This window comes from Nocardia sp. CA-136227, from assembly GCF_050955695.1.
Classification (GTDB): Bacteria; Actinomycetota; Actinomycetes; order Mycobacteriales; family Mycobacteriaceae; genus Nocardia.
On the sequence record NZ_CP192081.1, the window covers coordinates 4587549 to 4606485 of the forward strand.

18 protein-coding genes are annotated in these 18937 nt (G+C 68.6%); 9 read left to right on the forward strand and 9 right to left on the reverse strand.

Features of this window, described 5'->3' with window-relative positions; translation table 11 throughout:
- Positions 1-25 precede the first annotated feature (25 nt).
- Complete coding sequence (locus ACQP06_RS21105) at positions 26-481, forward strand: nitroreductase/quinone reductase family protein (protein WP_433666221.1); 456 nt, start codon at positions 26-28, stop codon at positions 479-481.
- Between the two features lie 59 nt (positions 482-540).
- Here the strand turns inward: ACQP06_RS21105 and ACQP06_RS21110 are convergent, their stop codons facing one another.
- Positions 541-708, reverse strand: a complete 168-nt coding sequence (locus tag ACQP06_RS21110; RefSeq protein ID WP_433666222.1) for a hypothetical protein — start codon at positions 706-708, stop codon at positions 541-543.
- Between the two features lie 139 nt (positions 709-847).
- Here ACQP06_RS21110 and ACQP06_RS21115 point away from each other — a divergent pair, with 139 nt between their 5' ends.
- A complete protein-coding gene (locus ACQP06_RS21115) occupies positions 848-1306 on the forward strand; it encodes an alpha/beta fold hydrolase (protein WP_433666223.1) in 459 nt (152 codons plus the stop codon).
- Positions 1307-1368: 62 nt separating this feature from the next.
- Here the strand turns inward: ACQP06_RS21115 and ACQP06_RS21120 are convergent, their stop codons facing one another.
- From ACQP06_RS21120 to ACQP06_RS21130, 3 genes are read right to left on the reverse strand one after another with little or no spacing between them, the layout of a single operon-like run.
- On the reverse strand, positions 1369-1908 hold the full coding sequence (locus tag ACQP06_RS21120) for a hypothetical protein (RefSeq protein ID WP_433666224.1): 540 nt from the start codon (positions 1906-1908) through the stop codon (positions 1369-1371).
- Between the two features lie 32 nt (positions 1909-1940).
- Positions 1941-2150, reverse strand: coding sequence for a DUF397 domain-containing protein (locus ACQP06_RS21125; RefSeq protein ID WP_433666225.1), 210 nt, complete (start codon positions 2148-2150; stop codon positions 1941-1943).
- Entirely contained in the window at positions 2140-3039 is a 900-nt protein-coding gene (locus tag ACQP06_RS21130; RefSeq protein ID WP_433666226.1) for a helix-turn-helix domain-containing protein, read from the reverse strand. The genes ACQP06_RS21125 and ACQP06_RS21130 overlap by 11 nt, the downstream gene beginning before the upstream one ends.
- Before the next feature lie 234 nt (positions 3040-3273).
- Here ACQP06_RS21130 and ACQP06_RS21135 point away from each other — a divergent pair, with 234 nt between their 5' ends.
- Positions 3274-3588, forward strand: a complete 315-nt coding sequence (locus tag ACQP06_RS21135; RefSeq protein ID WP_433666227.1) for a hypothetical protein — start codon at positions 3274-3276, stop codon at positions 3586-3588.
- 43 nt (positions 3589-3631) lie between these two features.
- Here the strand turns inward: ACQP06_RS21135 and ACQP06_RS21140 are convergent, their stop codons facing one another.
- A complete protein-coding gene (locus ACQP06_RS21140) occupies positions 3632-8107 on the reverse strand; it encodes a caspase, EACC1-associated type (RefSeq protein WP_433666228.1) in 4476 nt (1491 codons plus the stop codon).
- A gap of 114 nt (positions 8108-8221) precedes the next feature.
- Entirely contained in the window at positions 8222-9733 is a 1512-nt protein-coding gene (locus tag ACQP06_RS21145; protein ID WP_433666229.1) for a sugar transferase, read from the reverse strand.
- A gap of 521 nt (positions 9734-10254) precedes the next feature.
- Between ACQP06_RS21145 and ACQP06_RS21150 the strand changes: the two genes are divergently transcribed.
- Genes ACQP06_RS21150 through ACQP06_RS21165 form a run of 4 tightly spaced genes read left to right on the forward strand, consistent with a single transcriptional unit; the run spans position 10255 to position 13977 of the window.
- The gene (locus ACQP06_RS21150; RefSeq protein ID WP_433673392.1) at positions 10255-11511 is read left to right on the forward strand and encodes a methyltransferase domain-containing protein; all 1257 of its coding nucleotides are present in this window, start codon (positions 10255-10257) and stop codon (positions 11509-11511) included.
- Between the two features lie 5 nt (positions 11512-11516).
- Positions 11517-12299, forward strand: coding sequence for a glucose-1-phosphate cytidylyltransferase (locus tag ACQP06_RS21155; protein ID WP_357084950.1), 783 nt, complete (start codon positions 11517-11519; stop codon positions 12297-12299).
- Positions 12296-12946, forward strand: a complete 651-nt coding sequence (locus ACQP06_RS21160; protein ID WP_433666230.1) for a PIG-L deacetylase family protein — start codon at positions 12296-12298, stop codon at positions 12944-12946. Before ACQP06_RS21155 ends, ACQP06_RS21160 begins: the two co-directional genes overlap by 4 nt.
- Positions 12947-12948: 2 nt before the next feature.
- On the forward strand, positions 12949-13977 hold the full coding sequence (locus tag ACQP06_RS21165; protein ID WP_433666231.1) for an NAD-dependent epimerase/dehydratase family protein: 1029 nt from the start codon (positions 12949-12951) through the stop codon (positions 13975-13977).
- Here ACQP06_RS21165 and rfbC read toward each other — a convergent pair.
- Complete coding sequence (gene rfbC, locus ACQP06_RS21170) at positions 13961-14530, reverse strand: dTDP-4-dehydrorhamnose 3,5-epimerase (RefSeq protein ID WP_433666232.1); 570 nt, start codon at positions 14528-14530, stop codon at positions 13961-13963. The two genes, ACQP06_RS21165 and rfbC, sit on opposite strands and share 17 nt — an antisense overlap.
- 14 nt (positions 14531-14544) lie before the next feature.
- Between rfbC and ACQP06_RS21175 the strand changes: the two genes are divergently transcribed.
- Both ACQP06_RS21175 and ACQP06_RS21180 read left to right on the forward strand, forming a co-directional pair.
- Positions 14545-15666: a class I SAM-dependent methyltransferase gene (locus tag ACQP06_RS21175; RefSeq protein ID WP_433666233.1), complete on the forward strand. Its 1122-nt coding sequence runs from the start codon at positions 14545-14547 to the stop codon at positions 15664-15666.
- Between the two features lie 245 nt (positions 15667-15911).
- Positions 15912-16538, forward strand: a complete 627-nt coding sequence (locus tag ACQP06_RS21180) for an MspA family porin (RefSeq protein WP_433666234.1) — start codon at positions 15912-15914, stop codon at positions 16536-16538.
- A 96-nt stretch (positions 16539-16634) separates the two neighbouring features.
- Here the strand turns inward: ACQP06_RS21180 and ACQP06_RS21185 are convergent, their stop codons facing one another.
- Both ACQP06_RS21185 and ACQP06_RS21190 read right to left on the reverse strand, forming a co-directional pair.
- The gene (locus ACQP06_RS21185) at positions 16635-17474 is read right to left on the reverse strand and encodes a glycosyltransferase family 2 protein (RefSeq protein ID WP_433666235.1); all 840 of its coding nucleotides are present in this window, start codon (positions 17472-17474) and stop codon (positions 16635-16637) included.
- Positions 17471-18862 (reverse strand): polysaccharide pyruvyl transferase family protein, encoded by a 1392-nt coding sequence (locus ACQP06_RS21190; protein WP_433666236.1) that lies wholly within the window; start codon positions 18860-18862, stop codon positions 17471-17473. The genes ACQP06_RS21185 and ACQP06_RS21190 overlap by 4 nt, the downstream gene beginning before the upstream one ends.
- Positions 18863-18937: the final 75 nt, after the last annotated feature.

Genomic DNA, 18937 nt, shown 5'->3' on the forward strand with positions numbered 1-18937 from the left:
GTCCCACCGACCCGAGGAGCCCGCCGTGCCCGACCTCCACCGCACCGCCACCGAGCTGTTCCTGAAGACCTCGACCACCCTGCACCGCCGCCTGATCGACGTCACCGCCGGCAAACTCGGCACCCGCTTCAAGAACATGCCCACCCTCACCCTCACCACCACCGGCCGTCGCACCGGCCGCTCCCGCACCGTCGTCCTGACCGTCCCGATCGTCGACGGCCCCCGCTACCTGATCGTCGCCTCCCGAGGCGGCGACGAAATCTCCCCCGCCTGGTTCCACAACCTGTCTGCCAACCCCTCGGTGGACGTGTCCTTCCAGCACGGCCCGTCCCAGCCCATGACCGCCCGAGTCCTCCCCGCCGCCGAACGCGAAGCCCGCTGGCCCCAAATCCTCCAGGCCTACCCCGGCTACGAGACCTACCAGAACCGCACCACCCGAGTGATCCCCGTCGTCGAACTGTCCCCGCGCACCGGCCACTGAACCGCGTTCAACGGCACAGTGATTCGCTGAACATGACGCTCGGCGATCTGCGAACGAGGTCATCGGCGGGTCGGGAAGCCGTGGTGGCGGGCAGCGGCCGTGATGGTCAGGGCGAGGGCCAGCAACGCCGGGGCCGACCAGGGCAGAGAGCCCGGGCCGGTGTGGTCGAGCAAGACGCCGCCGGCAAACGCGGCGGCGGCGATGCCGAGGTTCCAGCAGGTGACCAAGAGGGACTGAGCAAGATCGGCGGCAGTGCCCGCGGCGTCGGCGACGGCGGTCTGCAGCAGGGTGGCGGCAAGTCCTTCGGCGGTCAGCTGACGCGGGCGGTGACGGCACAGTACGGGGAGCAGGTGCTCGGCGCTGCTGGTGCCGGTGGTGCGCTGGGGCGACGACCGGACTCTGCCCGGGGAATCGGTGCTGGAACGCGACGAGGAACTGCTCGACCGCCTCCCGGCCGCCGACCGCGAGCTCTTCGGCTACGTCATGGCCCACCTGGACAAGCCCGGGTGGGAGCTGTTCGAGCGGTACGTGCTGCCCGGCTGGCGGGCCCACGACAAGGCGGCCGCCGCCGAGCTCGAGACCGACTTCCTGCTGCCGCATTGGCCGGAGCACCAAGCCGCCGTGCACCACGGGCGCCATCTACTGGTCACTACGCGGCAGGACGCCCTGGTGGGCTGGCGCGACCAGTTGGCTCTGCTCGACCACTACCCCCGGATGGCCGCGACGGTGCTCGATGCCGCCGGGCACAACCCACAGGTGGAGCGCGCCGAGACGGTACGGGCCCTGGTCGGGCACTGGCTCGACGGAATCACGCGCCCCTGCTGAACATTTCGGCGATCGCGTACCGACACCTAGCGTCCCTCGGTCGAATCAACGGTCACGATCGCTCAACGGCACAGGGATTCGATGAACGCCGAGAAGCCGGGGAACTCGTCGCGGGCATCGGCCACAATCTGTGCGGTCGGACGGCCTGCCCCCGGCGCGTGACGCTCGGCGATGGCACGGAACTCGTCGTTCGGCTCGGTGTCGATACTCGGGTAGAGGTACGCCTCCGCCGGCCCCGAACCGTTGGCGAAGATCCAGAGCAGGTCGCCGAGATTCCGTGCGATCACAGCCGTTTCACCCTCGGAGCCGACGTAGACGATGGGCTGGTCGGCGAGCGGCGCATCCGGCCGGATCAGCCAGCAACCAGCGTAGTCTCCGGCACCGGTGGAACCGAAGAACCGGAATTCGCCACCGTCGACCTCGTCGTTGCCCGTCCAGAGCCGGAACCACCACGCCGTACGATCGGGCGCTTCGAATTGCTCATACGGTTCGAAGTCGCAGCCGGTGGTTTCGTCGGTCTCCTCGTCCCAGTTCCACTCGAATCCGATGGCGAAAACCTCCGCCAGGGCAGGGGGCAGGGTCAGGTCTGCGATATCGGGCACTGCGACAGCATATTTCGCGGCGCGAGGGTCCTTCATTCCGAACCGTCGAGCGCACCTCCGATCACGCCGGCTGTGAAGGCATCCCACTCCCCGGCGCTGAACACGAGGGCCGGGCCGGTCGGGTTCTTGGAGTCACGGACTCCGACCCGGCCTGCGGCAAAGAACGCGACCTCCACGCACTGGGATCCGGTTTCGCTGTAACTGCTCTTGAACCAGCGGCCCTCGGTCGAATCAACGGTCACGATCGAACTCCCTTGCTACCTGGCGGATCAGATCTCTGGTTCGTACTTCATCCAGGGTTTCGGCCCGGATGGCCTGGGTCAACTCGACGTAGCGTTCGACGTCCTCGCGCCTCTCGACGTACAAGTCACTGGTCAGCCGGCCCTCGACGTAGACGATCGGCGGCTCGATCTGGGTGTTCCTTGCGTCGACACCGAAATCCAGCAGCACGAACGGACCGTGTTGGAAACCCCACATGTACCCGGACGTGTACGGCTGAACCCGCACGGTCACATTCGGCCGGGTGCTCGCGTCGGCGAGATGCTGTAGCTGCGCAGCCATGACACGCTTGCCGCCGACTACGCGACGCAGCGCCGCTTCGTGCAGCAGCACTTCGACAGTGAGCGGATTGGCCTTGCGGGTCACGATGATCTGACGTTTCGACCGAATCTCCACACGTCGCTGGATGTCTTCCTCGTTCTCGAAGCCAGGGAAGGAACGGAAGACCGCGCGCGCATAGTCGGCGGTTTGCAGGAGCCCGGGTATCTGCTCCTGGTAGGTGATCAGGCGTCGGGCGGATCGTTCCATGCCGACATACATGTTGAACGCGTCGCTGAAAAGCCCACCGAGGGAGAAGATCCCACCCTCGTCCTTGGCGGTGGCCGCACGGAAGGCCAGACCAACCGCCCGCTCGGTGTCGTTGGCGTCCACCTCGTAGAGCATGCACAGCTCTCGCACATCCTGCCGTCGCGGCTTGACCGTGCGCCCCGTCTCCAATCGCTGTAATGCGTTGAAGCTGAGCTGAACCTGGACTGCCGCCTGCTCGAGGGTCAACCCCGTGGCCTGACGGCGTTCACGCAGGAATCTGCCCAGTTGCCGCCGCAAGAGGGTCGGCGATACGTCCTCCACCATGGCTGCTCCCCTGAAAAGTGAATACAGCTGACAACGGAATCCGAATGTTGATGCAACTACACCTCGGGTGCGGGGTTGACACCTGTCTGGTGCGATCGCGTGCACGAGACGCCCTCGTGGCGGCGGGACGGATGGTGCTCGACAAACGGGCCGTTCGGTCCCCCGCTGAGGCGAGGCGTTCGTTGTCGACGATCGTGCGAATGGCGATAGTGGGCTGCGGTGCACTGTTTTTGGGTGGTCACCATGCCTTGCGATGACTTCGATGCAATCGAGATTCAGGTCATCCAGGATGTTCTCGACATTGTCGAGGCACGGCTGCGTGAAGGTGAACGGTGCGGCCGGCGGTTGACCGTTCCACGGTCGCGGGTTCATGCCGCCGTGTTGCACGCCGTCATCGCCAGCGCGCGGGAGTCCTACGGATGCCGCGCCACGCTGGACCGCGCCGGGATTCTCGACGCGATTTTCGACGGTGTCGAGTCCACCTCTGCGACGAACGCCATGGACCCGGTCGACTCAGCCATCGAGCGGCACATGGTCAATACGAACTGAGCGTTCGTCGAGCGGACCCACTCTGGTTGCCGCTGTTCGACGTTCAGGGATTGGTCACGCGTTCCAGGGAGTCCAGGCGCAGGGCCTCGTCGGTGATGCCGACCAGGAGGACCGGGTCGAAGCGGGCGACGGTGTCCAGCACCGAGGACCAGGGGGCGACGCTCCAGGCTTCGGCGAGGAGGCGGCGGATGCGGCGGCGGGCGAAGCCCTGGGTGGCGGGCGGTACGTCGGGGTAGGTGCGGACCAGGGTGTCGGCGATGCGGGTGAGGAGGTGGCCGCGGATTTCGCGGGTGGTGCCGCGGGCGAGGTCGACTGCCTGGTCGAGGGCGCCGATCGTGAGGGCGGCGTCCACGAGGCGGGCGGCGGCGCGGTCGCGGGTCTCGGCCGGGGGGAGTTGGGAGAGGAGTTCGGTGGCGGATGCGAGCGCGGTCTTCGAGCGTTCCGAGCGGTCGCCGTCGGCGAGGGCCGGGATCGCTTGTGCCATGGCGTGGATTCGTTCTCCGGTCACCGGAATCGAGTGGCGGCGGGTGAGCACGTTGGGTTCGCGGCCCGCTTTCACCTGGGCGGCCAGGATCTCTCGATAGGCGATGGATCGGGCGAGGTCGCCGGTGAGTTGTTCAGCGACCTCCAGTGCCCGGTCCACCGTGCCGGCGCGGGCGGTCGAGCCGGCGAGCATGGACAGCACGCGTTCTTCGCCGAGCGGGGTCATCCATCGGGTCGCAAGGAGACTGGCCACCGCGTCGGCATCGCCGAGGGCCGCGGAGAACAGGGCGCTGATCACACGATTCGTCAGCAGGTCGGGTGAATCGCGTGCGGTGGCGTCTCTTTCGGCCTCGTCGCGCACTCGGGCGGTGACCAAGGCGGCGAGGTCGCCGCTGCCGTCCTCGACGACGGTTCGCAGCGCGATCGCGATCTGCTCGGCATCGTCGAGCAGTTCCGCGACGGTGGCGGGTTCGCTCCAGATCGCCGCGCCCGCACGGATTCGCGAGGTCAGCCAGACCGGGAGCAGGGTGATCCCGTCGATGAGCTCGCGAGCCATTTCGAGCTGCCCGCTGTCGGCGAGCAGCACCGCGAGGCCGCCGAGCCCTGGAGCCAGACCGTCGACCGGATCGAGCGAGCCGTGATACATCACGACGAGGTGGTCGATCAGATCGCGCACCCGCTCGACCGCCGCATCGGCCAGCAGCGCGCTAACGAGCGCGGCCAGCGGCGTGCTCGGCCGCGGACCCGCGGTGCCGCCGAGCCAGTCGGTGGCGAAGACCGTGGTGAGGAATGACCGGTCGGTCCGCAGGTAGCCGCCGTTCGGCAGCGTGGTGCCGACGCGCATGGCGCTCATCGCTCGTTCGAGGAAGACGCCTCTGCTGGTTGCGGATTCGGATGAATGCGTCGCGAGATAGGTGAAGGCGAGGATCCGGTGGTCGTCGCCGTCGATCCGGTCGGCGATCGCGACAGCGCGGGTCATCTCGCCCGCGACGGCCAGCGCCCGCATCATCGTGTACAGGACCAGGTCGCGTTCGCGCGGGTCGATGCTCTGGTACGCGCGGAGTTCGATCTCGGTGACGAGCCGCCGGGCATCGGCCGTCCGATCCGCCGCGAGCAGGGCGGTCAGCGCGCGGACCGCCACCTCGAGTCCGCCTGTCCCCCGGGTGAATCGGCGAGCCAGCACGACCACTCGATCGGCTTCCCCCAACGCGACGAGGCACTCGGCCAGCTGCACGACCGCGGCCTCGATATGACCCCACGGGTAGTCGGAGATGCCACTGATCGCGTCGTTGAACGCGGTCTCGAACCCGGTGTCCGACGCCTCCAGCTGGGCGAGCCAGGCCTCGATGTCGACCAGCACGGCGTCGGTCTCCGCGCGCAGTACCTCGCCGAATCCGGCCGCGACGAGATCGTCGGCGATGGCGGCCAGCACGTGCGATCGGACCACCTTGCTGCTGATCGGCGCGAGCTCCGACCGGATCGACCGCACGTGCGGGGCTGCCGATTCGGTGTCGCCCTGCGAGACGAAGGAACGGGCGATCGCAGCCAGGGCGACCACTCGCACCCCGACGGATTCGGTGGCGCCGCTCAGCTCTTCGACGCGGTCGTGATCGTCGAGCGCCGCGTAGGCGCGCACCGCGGGCCGCAGGATCTCGTCGCGTTCCGCGGTGCGCGCCCACACCACGTGGCGGTCGATCTCGGTCTTCGCGGCCTCGATCGCCTCGTGAGAGCCGATCGACCGCCAGGCCGGAATCAGTCGCGCGAGCACCCGAACCCGTTCCACGGGTGTGGTGATCTCGTCGGCCAGCAGTTCGGCGCTCTCGATATCGGGGACGGCGATGAGGGCGTCGACCAGGCGAGCGAGGTCCGCGTCGCGCACGATGGAGGTCTCCGACTCCCGCAGCGAGTCGATCACGGCCCGATTGTGTGGCGGATCGTCGCGGAGAAACTGAGTCGAGGCGACGCCGATCCGGGCGCGCAGGCGGCGGTGCGGGTCCAGCAGGCCGTCCGCCAGGCTTCGCGCGCGCACGAGTTCACCCATGTCGGCCAGTGCCGCGGGCAATTTCGCGGGAATGTCGCGTCCGCGCCGGGTCAGCCGGTGCCGCCGCAGGGCGAGTTCGCCGACGGCGACCAGGTCCGGATCCCGCTGTTCGAGCCAGACACCCGATACGGTCGCGATCTCGGTCCGCGCGATCTGGTCGCTGCCGGAGAGCAGCAGCAGCCGATCGTGGCGGGCGGTGTCGAGCGCGAGTTCGGTCATCCGCACCATGTCGCCGTGCCTGCGCAGCATCGAGAAGTATCGCGTCAGCAGATAGGTCGGCGTCTCCACCGGCCACCCGCGGTCGCGGAAGCGGTCGGCCCAGGCGTGGAAGCGGTTTCGGTATTCCGCGAGCAGCGCGCGCCCCAGCGTCGCTTCGGCCTCACGTTGCAGGGTCTCGTGCGCGAGCAGGTACACGTGGTCGGACCCGAACCGGCTGGTCCGGACCCGGAAGGTGCGCCCGGTGACGCCCGAGAGAATGGTCTCGATGCGGAACGGCGGCCACCCGGTCAGATCCTCGAGCTCGGCGCGGGTCAGCCCGCGCGCGGCCGTCACCAATCCGAGAATCTGCTGGTCCGCGTCGGAGCGTTCCAGAATCCCCCGCAGTTCCAGCTGCGCGGCGTCGCGGATGTCGAAGGCTTTGGCCGACGGTCCGAGTTCGCGGCGGCGGCAGTGCCGGAGCGGATGGTTGGCGGGAACATCCAGCGGGAGGGTGGGATTCGGCCGCCCGGAGACCAGGACCCGCAGGCCGGGTCCGGGGTTCTTCGGCAGCAGCGAGGCGATGCTGGTCCGCCCGCGATCCTCGTCGAGCCCGTCCACCAGCAGCACGATCCGATGCCCGAGCTCCGCGGCCCGTTCGCCGGCCAGCGCGAGCATATGGCGGCGCAGCCCGTCCCGGCTCCCGGTCGCGCTGGCCACGGTGGCGGCCTGATCCGGCAGCAGGGCCGAGAGCTGTTCCAGCACAGCGTCGGTGAACGCCCGATGATCGTCCTGGTCGGCCATGCGCGAGGTTATGAAGAAGGCCACCACCCGTACCCGCGGCGGCGGATTCAGGGCGAACCAGGACATCAGGGCCGTCTTGCCCGCCCACGGTCCGGCCCGCCACCACAGGTACGCCTCGTCGCCGGTACAGAAGTCGGCGAGCTCGGCCAACTCCGCGTCGCGATCGGACAGGCCCTCCGCGGGCGCTATGTCGCGGATCGTCGCCCGGTACGGGGTATCGCCGATACCGGGGAGCGCGGCGGGTTCGGTGCGACCGGTCCATGCGGGATTGGCGGCCAGCGCGATTTGCCCCGCCGTGCCCCGTTCCAGCGCTTTCGGTTTCGGCATGTTCGCGGCGGGCAGCCGCGTGCGGAGCTCGCGAAAGAGGACGGTCATGGTGAGGTACCGCTCGGCTGTCGGCACCCCGGCGCGCAGGGTGTCGAGCATCATGCCGGTGAAGGCGGTGCGGCCGCCGCCTCCGGTGGCCCGCGCGAACTTGGACTTCTCGTCGGTGGCGGTGAGGACGAACGCGCCGTCGATATCGGTGGCCTCCCGCAACGGCTCGCCCTCCCCGGCGAGAACGTCACGGCCGAAGGCTCTTCCGCTGTGGCAGCAGTCGAGGATCACGACGACGGGACCGCGCGCGTTGGACCTGATCCGCGACCGCAGCACCGGATACGGCAGCGCGGTGACGTCGGCGTCGGCCGAGCGCGAACCCGTGTGGGTCAGATGCAACTGGTTGTCGACCGCGACCCCGTGGCCGACGTAGTAGACGAGCAGCAGCCCGGTCGCGGCGCGAGCGGCGGCGGTGACCCGGGCCGCGATGGTCGTACTGTCCCCCGGATCGAGAACCACATCGATGTGATCCGCGGGCAGTCCTGTTTCACCGCGCAGGAATTCGGCGAAGTCGAGCAGGCTGCGCTCCACCTCGGGGAAGGACTCGAAGCCCGAATCCGGAGCGTAGCGCGCGGTTCCGATGAGGATCGCGCGCGCGGCGACCGGATCTGGAAGCGTCATCCTCCCCTTGCCCTTCCCCCCGAACGTGACTGTTCCAGAGAGTCTGCCACGGGTTGCGGACGAAAGGCGCGCACCGCTGGATGCGATGCGCGCCTTATATATTGGTCGCTTGCCTCAGTACGCGCCCTCGCCGCGGGTCACCGCGCCGATCGTCTTCGCGATCAGCAGCAGATCCAGCACCATGGACCAGTTCTCGACATAGGACAGGTCCAGGCGCATGGCGTCCTCGGGCGTGAGGTCGGAGCGGCCGCTCACCTGCCACAGCCCGGTGACGCCCGGCTTCACCAGCAGACGCCGTCGCATGACGCCGTCATAGGAGTCCACCTCCCGCTGCACCTGCGGCCGGGGGCCGACGATGCTCATCTCACCGCGCAGCACATTGAAGAACTGCGGCAGTTCGTCGAGGGAGTACTTGCGGATCACCTTGCCGACGGTGGTGACGCGCGGATCGTCGCGGACCTTGAAGAACAGCGGGTTGCCGCCATTGCTGTCGATGAGCGCGTTGATGTGCGATTCGGCGTCGACGTACATGCTGCGGAACTTGATCATTCGGAACGGTTGCCCGTCCCGGCCGATCCGCTCGGACAGGTAGAAGATCGGGCCCCGGCTGGACAGCTTCACCGCGAGCGCGATCAAGACCAGCGCGGGTGCGATGGCCAGCACGGCGGCGACGGCGAAGCAGAAGTCGAACACGCCCTTGCGAATCGACTTCGCCCGGTCGTATTGCGGCTTCTCCACGTGCAGCATCGGCATGGACGCGACCACCCGGTGGGTGAGCCGGGTGCCCGCGATGTCGACCAGTCCGGGCGTGACGATCAGCTCGGCCCCGAGTTCGTCGAGCTCCCATGCCATGCGGCGGAAGTCGGCGGGCCCGAGATTGTCCGTAGCGGTCACCGCGACGGTGTCCGCCCCGGTGCGCCGCACGGCGTCGATGACACCGTGATCGCCTGCGACCACGGGGATTTCCCGGCCGCCGACCTCGAGCACCGATTCCGCCGGCTGCGCCTCGGCGCGGGTGCAGACCCCGATCACCTGATAGCCGGAGTCACGGTCCAGGGAGAAGGCCGACACCATCGCTCGCGCCGCCTCGGGACTGCCGACCACGAGCATGGCGGTGCGGTAGGCGCCGCGAGCGCGCCGGCCCGCGACCCAGCGCCGCCAGATCCGCCGTTCCACCATGAGCAACACCATGCCGAGCGGCAGGGCGATGGCGAGGTATCCGCGAGCGATATCCACGCGCAGCAGCAGCGAAACGATAGCTATTCCACCGAAGAGCTTGAGTGACGCGGACACCACGCGACGGTATTCCTCTGTGCCACTGCCGATTACGCGCGGCGAGCGGGTACCGCTGAGCGCCAGCGTCACCGACCAGGCGAGCGCGAGCACGGCGGACACCATGGTGTAGCGAACCTCGAGCGGCAGCTGGGATGCCAACGGGGGCTCCGCACCGGATCCGCCGAAACGAATCCACTGGGCGAAACCGACGGATAGGATTAATACGCAAAGGTCGCTGATAAATAGCCGACTGGCGTAATCTGCTTGCCAGCGTTCACGATCCGAGCGCGGCTCGGGACGCGGCGGCCGGTGCACGCGCACGGCGCGACCGGCAGAAATTTCATAAGACATGAAACGAACGCACCTCCCCCACGGGAGAACTCGGTTCCGATCCCCGCTGATCAGTTCCACGACCAGGCTGACGCCGGTTTCCCAAGGGCTTTCAGACCATGACAACCGATGATGCCGTCGAGTCTTTCGGCGGCCAGAAGGCGAATGTTACACACCCCGGATGTCATACACCCCCAATCTCGTACGGCCTCAACGTTTCCGGAAAGTAACGGGTAGGAACCTGACCGGTTCCCCCCATCGATCCCCCTATTTCCCCTATTCGCAAAATCGCAGGTTGAACTACGCAAGCCACACGGTGTGAGCTGGTCGAAACCCTTGCAGCGCAAGGCCCGACGGTTTGCCGTCCGGACGCCCGGTTCTGCGGGTCGCAAATTTACAGTTGTTTTGGCACTATCCGTCCGTCGTCGGGCCCCGAAGCACCGCTCAATCCTGTTGTAACGTAAGGCCGGACCGAGCCGACCCACTGGTCATCCGGTGCTGCGCGGGCAGCCCCGGACTCGGTGAAAGATGGGGAAAACTTCGTGCAATGCCGTCTTTGCGATTCGAATCGATTGCTCAGCGTTCTTGATCTGGGTGCCACGCCGCCCTGCGAGAAATTTCTCACCGCCGACGAGCTGGACCTGCCCGAAGCGACATATCCGCTGCACCTGCGGCTCTGCGAAAACTGTCTGCTGCTACAGATTCCGGCGCTGATCACCCCGGAAGAAACATTCACCGAATACGCCTACTTTTCGTCGTTTTCCGACAGCTGGGTCCGGCACGCAAAACTCTTCGTGGACCAGGCTATCGAACAGCTAAAACTGAACGACAATTGTTTCATAATTGAGGTGGCGAGCAACGACGGCTATCTCCTGCAGCACGCGGTGGCCGCCGGCATCCCGTGTCTGGGCATCGAGCCATCGGTGAATGTCGGTGCGGCAGCACGGAACAAAGGCGTACCAACCGAAACGGGCTTCCTCGACGAGGAGCTGGCCGCCCGCCTGGTGGCCGAGCGCGGACCGGCGAATCTGGTGGTGGCCAATAATGTCTATGCCCATATCCCGGATCTGCTCGGCTTCACCCGCTCGCTGCGCGCGCTCATGGCCGACGACGGCTGGCTGTCGATCGAGGTGCACCACGCCCTGAACCTGGTGGCGCTGGCCCAGTTCGACACCATCTATCACGAGCACTTCCAGTACTACACCCTGCTGTCCGCCCAGCGCGCCCTGGCCACCGCCGGGCTCGAGGTGGTCGACTGCGAGCTGATCGGCACACACGGTGGCTCCCTGCGCATCTGGGCTCGACCGCAGGGTGTGGGCACCCTCACCGATCGGGTCGCCGAGGTCCTGCGCCTCGAGGCCGACGCCGGGCTGCACGAGGTCGCCGGCTACCTGGAGCTGCGCCCCGACACCGAGCGGGTGCGCCAGGACCTGCTGCGATTCCTGTTGGACGCCAAGGCCTCCGGCAAGCGGGTCGTCGGCTACGGCGCCCCCGGCAAGGGCAACACCCTCCTCAACTACTGCGGCATCCGGACCGACCTGCTGGAGTACACGGTCGACCGCAACCCCTACAAGCACGGGCGGTTCACGCCCGGCACCCGCATCCCGATACACGAACCGGAGCGGATCGACGCCGATCGCCCCGAGGTGGTGCTGGTGCTGCCGTGGAATCTCGAGCGCGAGATCACCACGCAACTGCGTCACGTCCTCGAGCGGGGCGGCGAGATCGTCTACCCGCTCCCCCATCTTCATCATGCGACGCTCGACGACGCCGCCGCATCCACACCTGCCGAAAGGTAAAGCTCGTGAAGGTCGTACTGTTCTGCGGCGGTTACGGCATGCGCATGCGCAACGGAACCGAGGACGTCATCCCCAAGCCCATGCAGATGGTGGGCCCGCGCCCGCTGATCTGGCACGTGATGCGCTACTACGCGCACTTCGGGCACAAGGACTTCGTGCTGTGCCTGGGCTACGGCGCCACCCACATCAAGAACTTCTTCCTCACCTATCAGGAGTCGGTGTCCAACGACTTCGTCATCCGCGGCGGCAAGGTGGAGCTGCTGCAGTCCGACATCAGCGACTGGACCATCACCTTCGTCGACACCGGGGTGGAGTCGCCGATCGGCGAGCGGCTGCGCCGGGTGCGCGGCCACCTCGAGGGCGAGCCGTACTTCCTGGCCAACTACGCCGATGTGCTGACCGACGCCCCGCTGGACGAGATGATCGGGCAGTTCCAGGATTCCGGGGCGGCCGCGTCGATGATGATCGTGCCGCCGCAGTCCTCCTTCCACTGCGTGGACGTGAACTCCGCGGGCGAGGTCAAGAACATCACCCCGGTCTCGCAGCTGCCGATCTGGGAGAACGGCGGCTACTTCGTGCTGACCCAGGAGATCTTCGACCACCTGCCGCCCGGCGGGGACCTGGTGGAGGACGCCTGCGGCGCGCTGGCCGGGCAGGGCCGGCTGTTCGGGTATCAGCATCACGGCTTCTGGAAGCCGGCCGACACCTTCAAGGAGCGCGCCGAGCTCGACACCGGCTACCAGCAGGGCGATCGCCCGTGGATGGTGTGGGAGCGTCCCGGCGCATGATCGGCTTCGACACCGGCGCGATCACCGAGATCGCGCTACTGGCCGCGCATTGCGACGATCTGGCCATCGGAATGGGCGGCACCCTGCTGACGCTGGCGCAGGCGCGGCCGGGCCTGCGGGTGCGGGCGCTGGTGCTGACCGGCGCGGGCACCGAGCGGGCCGAGGAGGAGCGTGCCGCGCTCGAATCCTTCTGTCCCGGAGCGGAACTCGAACTCACCATTCTCGACATCCCCGACGGCTACGCCCCCGCGCACTGGGCGCGGGCCAAGCAGGCGGTCGCCGCGCTGGCCCGCGGCGGCTCGGCGCAGGTGGTCTTCGCGCCGCATCGCGGCGACGCCCACCAGGACCACCGACTGCTGGCCGAGCTGGCCCCCACGGAGTTTCGCGACCACCTGGTGCTCGGCTACGAAATACTCAAGTGGGAGAACGACACTCCCCAGCCGTCGGTGTTCCATCCACTCGCCGAGGGGCTGGCCGAGACCAAGGCCGCCCTGTTGCTGAAACACTATCCCTCGCAACACAATCGGGACTGGTTCGATGAGCAGTCCTTCCTGGCCCTCTCGCGGCTGCGCGGGGTGCAGTGCCGCGCCCGGCACGCCGAGGCGTTTCTGCTCGAGAAGGCCGTCATCACTTTCGGAGGTGCGTAGTCATGCGGGTGCTCGTCACCGGACATCAGGGGTATCTGGGGACGGTCATGGTGCCGTTCCTGCAGCAGGCCGGGCACGATGTGACCGGTTTGGACATCGGCTATTTCGCGGACTGCGTGCTGGGCGACGCTCCGCCCCCGCCGCCGGCCCTCGCGGTGGATCTGCGCGAGGTGACCGTCGATCAGCTCGCCGGGTTCGACGCGGTGGTGCATCTGGCGGCGCTGTCGAACGACCCGCTGGGCGCGCTGGCGCCGCGGATCACCTACGACATCAACCATCACGCGTCGGTGCGGCTGGCCCGGTTGGCCAAGGAGGCCGGGGTGCGCCGGTTCCTCTACGCCTCCACGTGTTCGGTGTACGGCGCGGCCGGTGACGGCCTGGTGACCGAGGACGCGCCGCTGCGTCCGCTCACCCCGTACGCCGAGTCCAAGGTGCGGGTCGAGGACGATGTGGCCGCCATCGCCGACTCCGGCTTCTCGCCGGTGTTTCTGCGCAATGCCACCGCCTTCGGCTTCTCACCGCGACTGCGCGCCGACATCGTGCTCAACAACCTGGTCGGGTACGCGGTGCTGACCGGCGAGGTGAAGGTGCTCTCCGACGGCACGCCGTGGCGGCCGCTGGTGCACGCGCAGGACATCGCGCTCGCCTTCGCCACCTGCCTGGACGCCCCGCTCGAGGCCGTGCACTGCCGCGCCTACAACGTGGGGACCGAGACGAACAATCTGACGGTCGCGGAGATCGCGCGGGCGGTGGTCGACGTGGTCCCGGAGTCCACGCTGGCCATCACCGGTGAGAGCGGCGCGGATCCGCGCTCCTACCGCGTCGACTTCGGGTACGCCCGCAAGGAACTGGGCTTCGAGGCATGCTGGAGCATTCCGGACGGCGCGGCCGAGCTGTATCGCGAGTACACCGCGCGCGGGCTCACCTCGGAGGCCTTCTTCCAGCGCTTCACGCGCCTGGCGCACCTGACGTCGCTGAAGGAGGCCGGGGTGCTCGACGACGAATTGCGCCGGATCAGGACCGGGGTGTGAGCTGATGGGCGGCGAGCAACTCGCGCCACGATCCCGCACCCGCGTCCCGCTCCGACACCACCGTGACCGGCTGCGGCCAGGCGATGGCCAGGTCGGGATCGTCGTAGGCGACACCCAGGTCCTCGGCCGGGTCGTGCGGGCGGTCGATGCGGTAGCAGACGTCGGCGACCTCGGTGAGGGCCTGGAAGCCGTGCAGGAAGCCCGGCGGCACGTAGAGGTGCCGGAAGTCGTCGTCGTCCAGCAGGAAGGCCTGCCGCACACCGAAGGTCGGCGATTCGGGCCGGATGTCGACGAGCACGTCGTGCACGGCGCCGTGCGCGCACCGCACCAGCTTGGCCTCACCGCGGCCGGAGCGCCCGTGCATTCCGCGCACCACACCCCGGCGCGAGCGCGACTGGGAGTCCTGCACGAAGCTCGCGGCCAGGCCCGGCCGGCCCAGGTGCGCGTCGAATTCCTCGGCGTCGAAGGTGCGGGTGAACAGGCCGCGATCGTCGCGGAAGGGTTGCGGGGTCAGCAGCAGGACGTCGGCGAGGCCGGTCGCTTCGATACGCACCAGGCCATGCTGCCATGAGCGGGACGGCGGCGGAGGCCGTGCGGACGGAACCGGCCCGGGGGTGCCGCGGCTGCGGGCACGGCCCGCTGGTGCGGGTGCTCGATCTCGGGAAAATGCCTGCGGCGGACGACTTTCCGAGTCTGGACTCGATGTCCGGCGGCGACGAGGCGGCGCATCCGCTGGCCATGGACCTGTGCGCCGGCTGTGGGCTGGCGCAGCTCGCCGAGGACGACACCGTCACCGCCGAACCGCGCGGCGTGGAACCGCGGGCGCTGCGGGATCAGGCCGCGGACGCGGTGTCCCGGGTGGCCGCCGGGGGCTGGTTGCCCGGCGGCGGCACCGTGCGCGAGTTCGGCAGCCCGCACGGCGGCAGCTGGCTGCCGCTGCTGACCGACCGCGGCTACTCCGTCACCGAGGGCCCCGCCGACGTGGTGATCGACTGCTTCGGCATCATGCACGAACCCGATCAGCGCGCGGCCTTCGCGCGGCGGGCGGCGGCCGTCGCGCCGGGCGGGGTGCTGCTGATGCAGTTCCACTCGCTGCGCGCGATCGTCGATCAGGGGCAGTGGAACGCGTTGCGGCACGGGCATTTCGCCTACTACTCGATGGACTCGCTGCGGGCCTTGCTGCGGTCGGCGGGCCTGGCGGCGGTGACGGCGTGGGAGTTCGAGCTCTACGGCGGCACCGTCCTGGTGGCCGCGGTCCACGCCCCCGCCGACGCCGATCCGGCGATCGCCCGGATCCGCGTCGCGGAGGCGGCGGTCGCGGACCCGGCCGTGGTGCGCGGACTCCAGTCGGCCGCCGATGAGCAGGCACGGGCCCTGCGTGCCTGGCTGGAATCGGAGAACGCTTCCGGCAGCACCGTTTACGCCTACGGGGCGGCCTCCCGCGCGGTCGCCCTGCTCCATCTCGCGGGCGCGCACCGCGGACTGCTGGCCGGGGTGGCCGACGCCTCCCCGGGCAAGCAGGGCCGCCGCATGCCCGGAACCGACATCCCGATCCTGTCGCCCGCCGAACTCGTTGCGGCGCAACCGGATCGGGTCATGCTGACGCTGCCGGACCTGCTCCCCGAGGTTTCCTCCCGGTGGCCCGAACTCGACGGGAAGTGGGTGATCGACGTGCGGGAATCGCTATGAAACCCAGCAACTCTCGTCCGGCGGCCGCCTGAGGGGCGCCGCGCACGCGACACGTCGGTCAGTGAGCGCGATCATGCGATCGCGGCCGCACGCAGGGTAATCGAGTGGGATAGTCTCAGCGTGGGGTAGATCACCGGCCGAGGGGGACGGGTGGACGTTCACCCGTGCCCCTGAGTGCACAGGGGAATCATCAAGCGAGCGTACGCAATTACGCAGCAATACCTGATGAGGGAATGAGAAGTATCATGCGCAACACCAAGTCCGTGCTTTCGCGCACCGCGGCCGTGGCGGTCGCGAGCACCATCGGCGTCGTCCTGAGCGGCGGCGCGTCCGACGCCGCCATCGACGGCAACAATTCCGTCGTCGATCAGCAGGGCCGGACCGTCGAGGCCCTGTCGGCGGACACTCGTATCGATTTCGTGCCGCCCCTCGACGGCAATCCGCTGACCCGGGAGTGGTTCCACAGCGGCAAGGCCTGTTTCAAGGTGGCCCTGCCCTCCGGCGATCCGTGGAGCGGCCACCTCACCATGGGCTACCAGGTGGGTTACCCGGCCACCCTGTCCGGCAAGATCTCGTTCCAGTACCAGACCCCGGGCCTCGAACTCGAGATCGGCGGGGACGGCCCCAAGCTCGACATCTACAACCTGATCCCGACGCTGGGCATGCAGCTCGATGTCGGGTTCGGCCCGGGCATCCAGTCGGTCGACGTGGCGGGCGGCGATGTCTCCGGGTCCGACGGCTGCATCATGATGTCCGGCTTCCACGGCACCGTGACCGGCGTGCTGGGCACCACCACCATCCGCCCGTTCGTGCGCTTGATCAGCAGCGCCGGCGACACCGTGGTGGCCTACGGCCCGCTGGCCCGCATCTGATTCCCCGGGTCCGGGCGGTCTCGCGCTTCGCGACCGCCCGGATCCGCGGAGCGGATCATGGTGCGGCACACCGTTGTCCGCGCGCCTTGCCCTCGCTCAGTGCAGGAGATCGGGGCGGCGCAGCGCGGTCGCGACGGTGCGCACCCGGACGCGTTCGGCGGCGGCGCGGGCCAGCCGCCAGTCCCCGCCGAGCACCGCGCCGCGGCCCACGTATTCCGGGTATTCCGACCCCAGCCGGTGGTGGAAGCGCAGCATCTCGGTGAGCTTGCTGACCGTCGAGGTCTGGCTGCACAGGTTGAAGCTCGAATTGCGCCAGGCCGCCAGGATTTCCGCCGTGCCGAAGAAGTCCCCGAAGGCGCTGACGCGGGCGAACAGGTCCACGTCCATGGGGAAGACCAGGTCGCCGCGGAAGCCGCCGACCCGGTCGAAGTCCTGACGGCGGAAGACGGCCGCGGCGGTGGGCCCGAAGTCGGCGGGGCCGCGGTGCACGATGGTGCGCATGAGGGCGCGGGCGTCGCGGCGGCCCAGTAGATCGGGCAGACCCAGATCGCTCTCCTCGACGCGGCCGTTCTCGTCGATGACCTGGAATTTCGAGGAGCAGATGGCGATGCCGTTGTCGCCCATGATCTCCAGCTGCTTGTCCAGCGAGCCGGGCAGCAGGATGTCGTCGGCGCAGACGACCTTGACGAAGCGGCCCGAGGTCAGCGAGACGGCCTTGTTCCAGTTCTCGCCGATGGGCAGGGTTTCCTGATTGCGGTGGATGACCACCCGCGGGTCGTCGAAGGACTTCGCGATGGCGCCGGTGTCGTCGGTGCTGGCATTGTCCAGGACGACGACCTCGATGTCGGTGTCCTGGTCCAGAATCGAGCGCAGCGTGGTCTCCAGGGTGCGGCCGGAATTGTAGGCCGGGACGCACACCGAAAGGTTCTTCATCATTCCCCCTGAACTGGTTCGGCCGGTTCGCCGGGTGAGCCCTCACCTCCCGCCACGAGCCGGAACACCCGATCCAGGCCCGCACGGCCGGCGTCGATCTGCTCAACTGCCTTCTGCTGCAGGGTATCCCGCAGCTCCGGCGCGGACTCCCACAACTGGCGAATCGCACGTGTCAACTCGGCGTCGAGATTGTCCACGTCCAGGTGCACGATGCGCAGTCCGGCGGCGGTGTCGGCGTCGAACATGTCGGCCAACCCATAGAATTTGTCGTCGTAGTACTGCGAGGCCGTTACAGCGACGGCCGGAATACCCTGGGAGAGCGCGAAAACCGCGAGGTGGTAGGCGCTGGTCACCAGGACCCGGCAGCGTGAGACCTGTCGCGCCACGTCCTGGGCGGTGCCCGCGCGGCCGATGACGGGCCGGGTGCGGGCGGCGCCCTCGAGCAGCGGCAGCGTGTGGCGGCGGTCCTCGTCGTCGTATTCGGAGATGATGAGCGGGGCCAGCGCGGTGTGCAGGGCGGCGGCCTCGCGGCGCAGCACCTCGCCGAGGGTGTCGCGGGCCGAGTCGGTCACCTTGGAGTAGTCCGAGATGCGCAGGCACAGGCCCAGATCGGTGCCGATGCCCGGGCGGCGCAGCCGGTAGGAGAACTCCACCGCGTCGTCGCCGGTGACCAGGATCTTGTCCTCGGGCACGCCGAGCTCGGCCAGCAGTTTGGGCCCGCGCCGACCCTCGCGCAGGGCGATGAGATCCGCTCCCGGCAGCACCTCGGCCGCGCGGCGCAGCAGGTCGGCGTCGCGCATGGGGCCCAGCCCCTGCCCGATCATGACGTTCGGAATGCCGTGGCGCTGCGCGGCTTCGAGCAGGTTGAGGGTGCGATGCGCCTGGTACAGGTCGACATCGGTCATATAGCCGCCGCCCTGCGCGATGACCAGGTCCGCTCCGGCCAGCGCGGCGGGCACCGGCGGTAGTTCCGGAATGCCGGTCGGTTCGGGCCCGGGCTCTCCGGTGGCGAGCGCGTGAACTTCCTTGCGCGCCCAGTTCTTCACGCCGCGCAGATAGTGTTTGGGCACCTCGGTGGCCGATCGCCAGCGCAGCGCCGCCGGGCCGAGCACGTGCACTCCGGCGGTCTCCTCGAGCCGTCCCGCGAGCCCGTCGCGCCCCCACGGCCCGCCCGCGTGCGCCACCACCGGCTCGGCCTGCGGCAGCACCCCGCGCAGAATGTGCGGCTCGTCGGTCAGCATGCCGATGCGGGCGTGCGGCCAGTGTTCCCGCAGTCGTTCCACGGTCATCACCATCATGGCGATGTCACCGCGATTGCGGAGCCAGTACTCGCCGTTGTCCACGAGCACCTTCAACGTCCCGGCACCATCCCCCGCGCCAGAGTTCCCCACGCGATTCCTTCCGACGCCCGTTCCGAGCACGAATCCGGTGCGAATCTATCGCACGACCAGGCCTTCGCGCTACAC

Excerpts from the sequence above, each read along its gene's own strand:
- ACQP06_RS21130 (WP_433666226.1), bottom strand. The coding sequence starts at position 3,039 with ATGGTGGAGGACGTATCGCCGACCCTCTTGCGGCGGCAACTGGGCAGA.
- ACQP06_RS21140 (WP_433666228.1), bottom strand. The coding sequence starts at position 8,107 with ATGACGCTTCCAGATCCGGTCGCCGCGCGCGCGATCCTCATCGGAACC.
- ACQP06_RS21145 (WP_433666229.1), bottom strand. The coding sequence starts at position 9,733 with ATGTCTTATGAAATTTCTGCCGGTCGCGCCGTGCGCGTGCACCGGCCG.
- ACQP06_RS21160 (WP_433666230.1), top strand. The coding sequence starts at position 12,296 with ATGATCGGCTTCGACACCGGCGCGATCACCGAGATCGCGCTACTGGCC.
- ACQP06_RS21165 (WP_433666231.1), top strand. The coding sequence starts at position 12,949 with ATGCGGGTGCTCGTCACCGGACATCAGGGGTATCTGGGGACGGTCATG.
- ACQP06_RS21175 (WP_433666233.1), top strand. The coding sequence starts at position 14,545 with ATGAGCGGGACGGCGGCGGAGGCCGTGCGGACGGAACCGGCCCGGGGG.
- ACQP06_RS21180 (WP_433666234.1), top strand. The coding sequence starts at position 15,912 with ATGCGCAACACCAAGTCCGTGCTTTCGCGCACCGCGGCCGTGGCGGTC.
- ACQP06_RS21185 (WP_433666235.1), bottom strand. The coding sequence starts at position 17,474 with ATGATGAAGAACCTTTCGGTGTGCGTCCCGGCCTACAATTCCGGCCGC.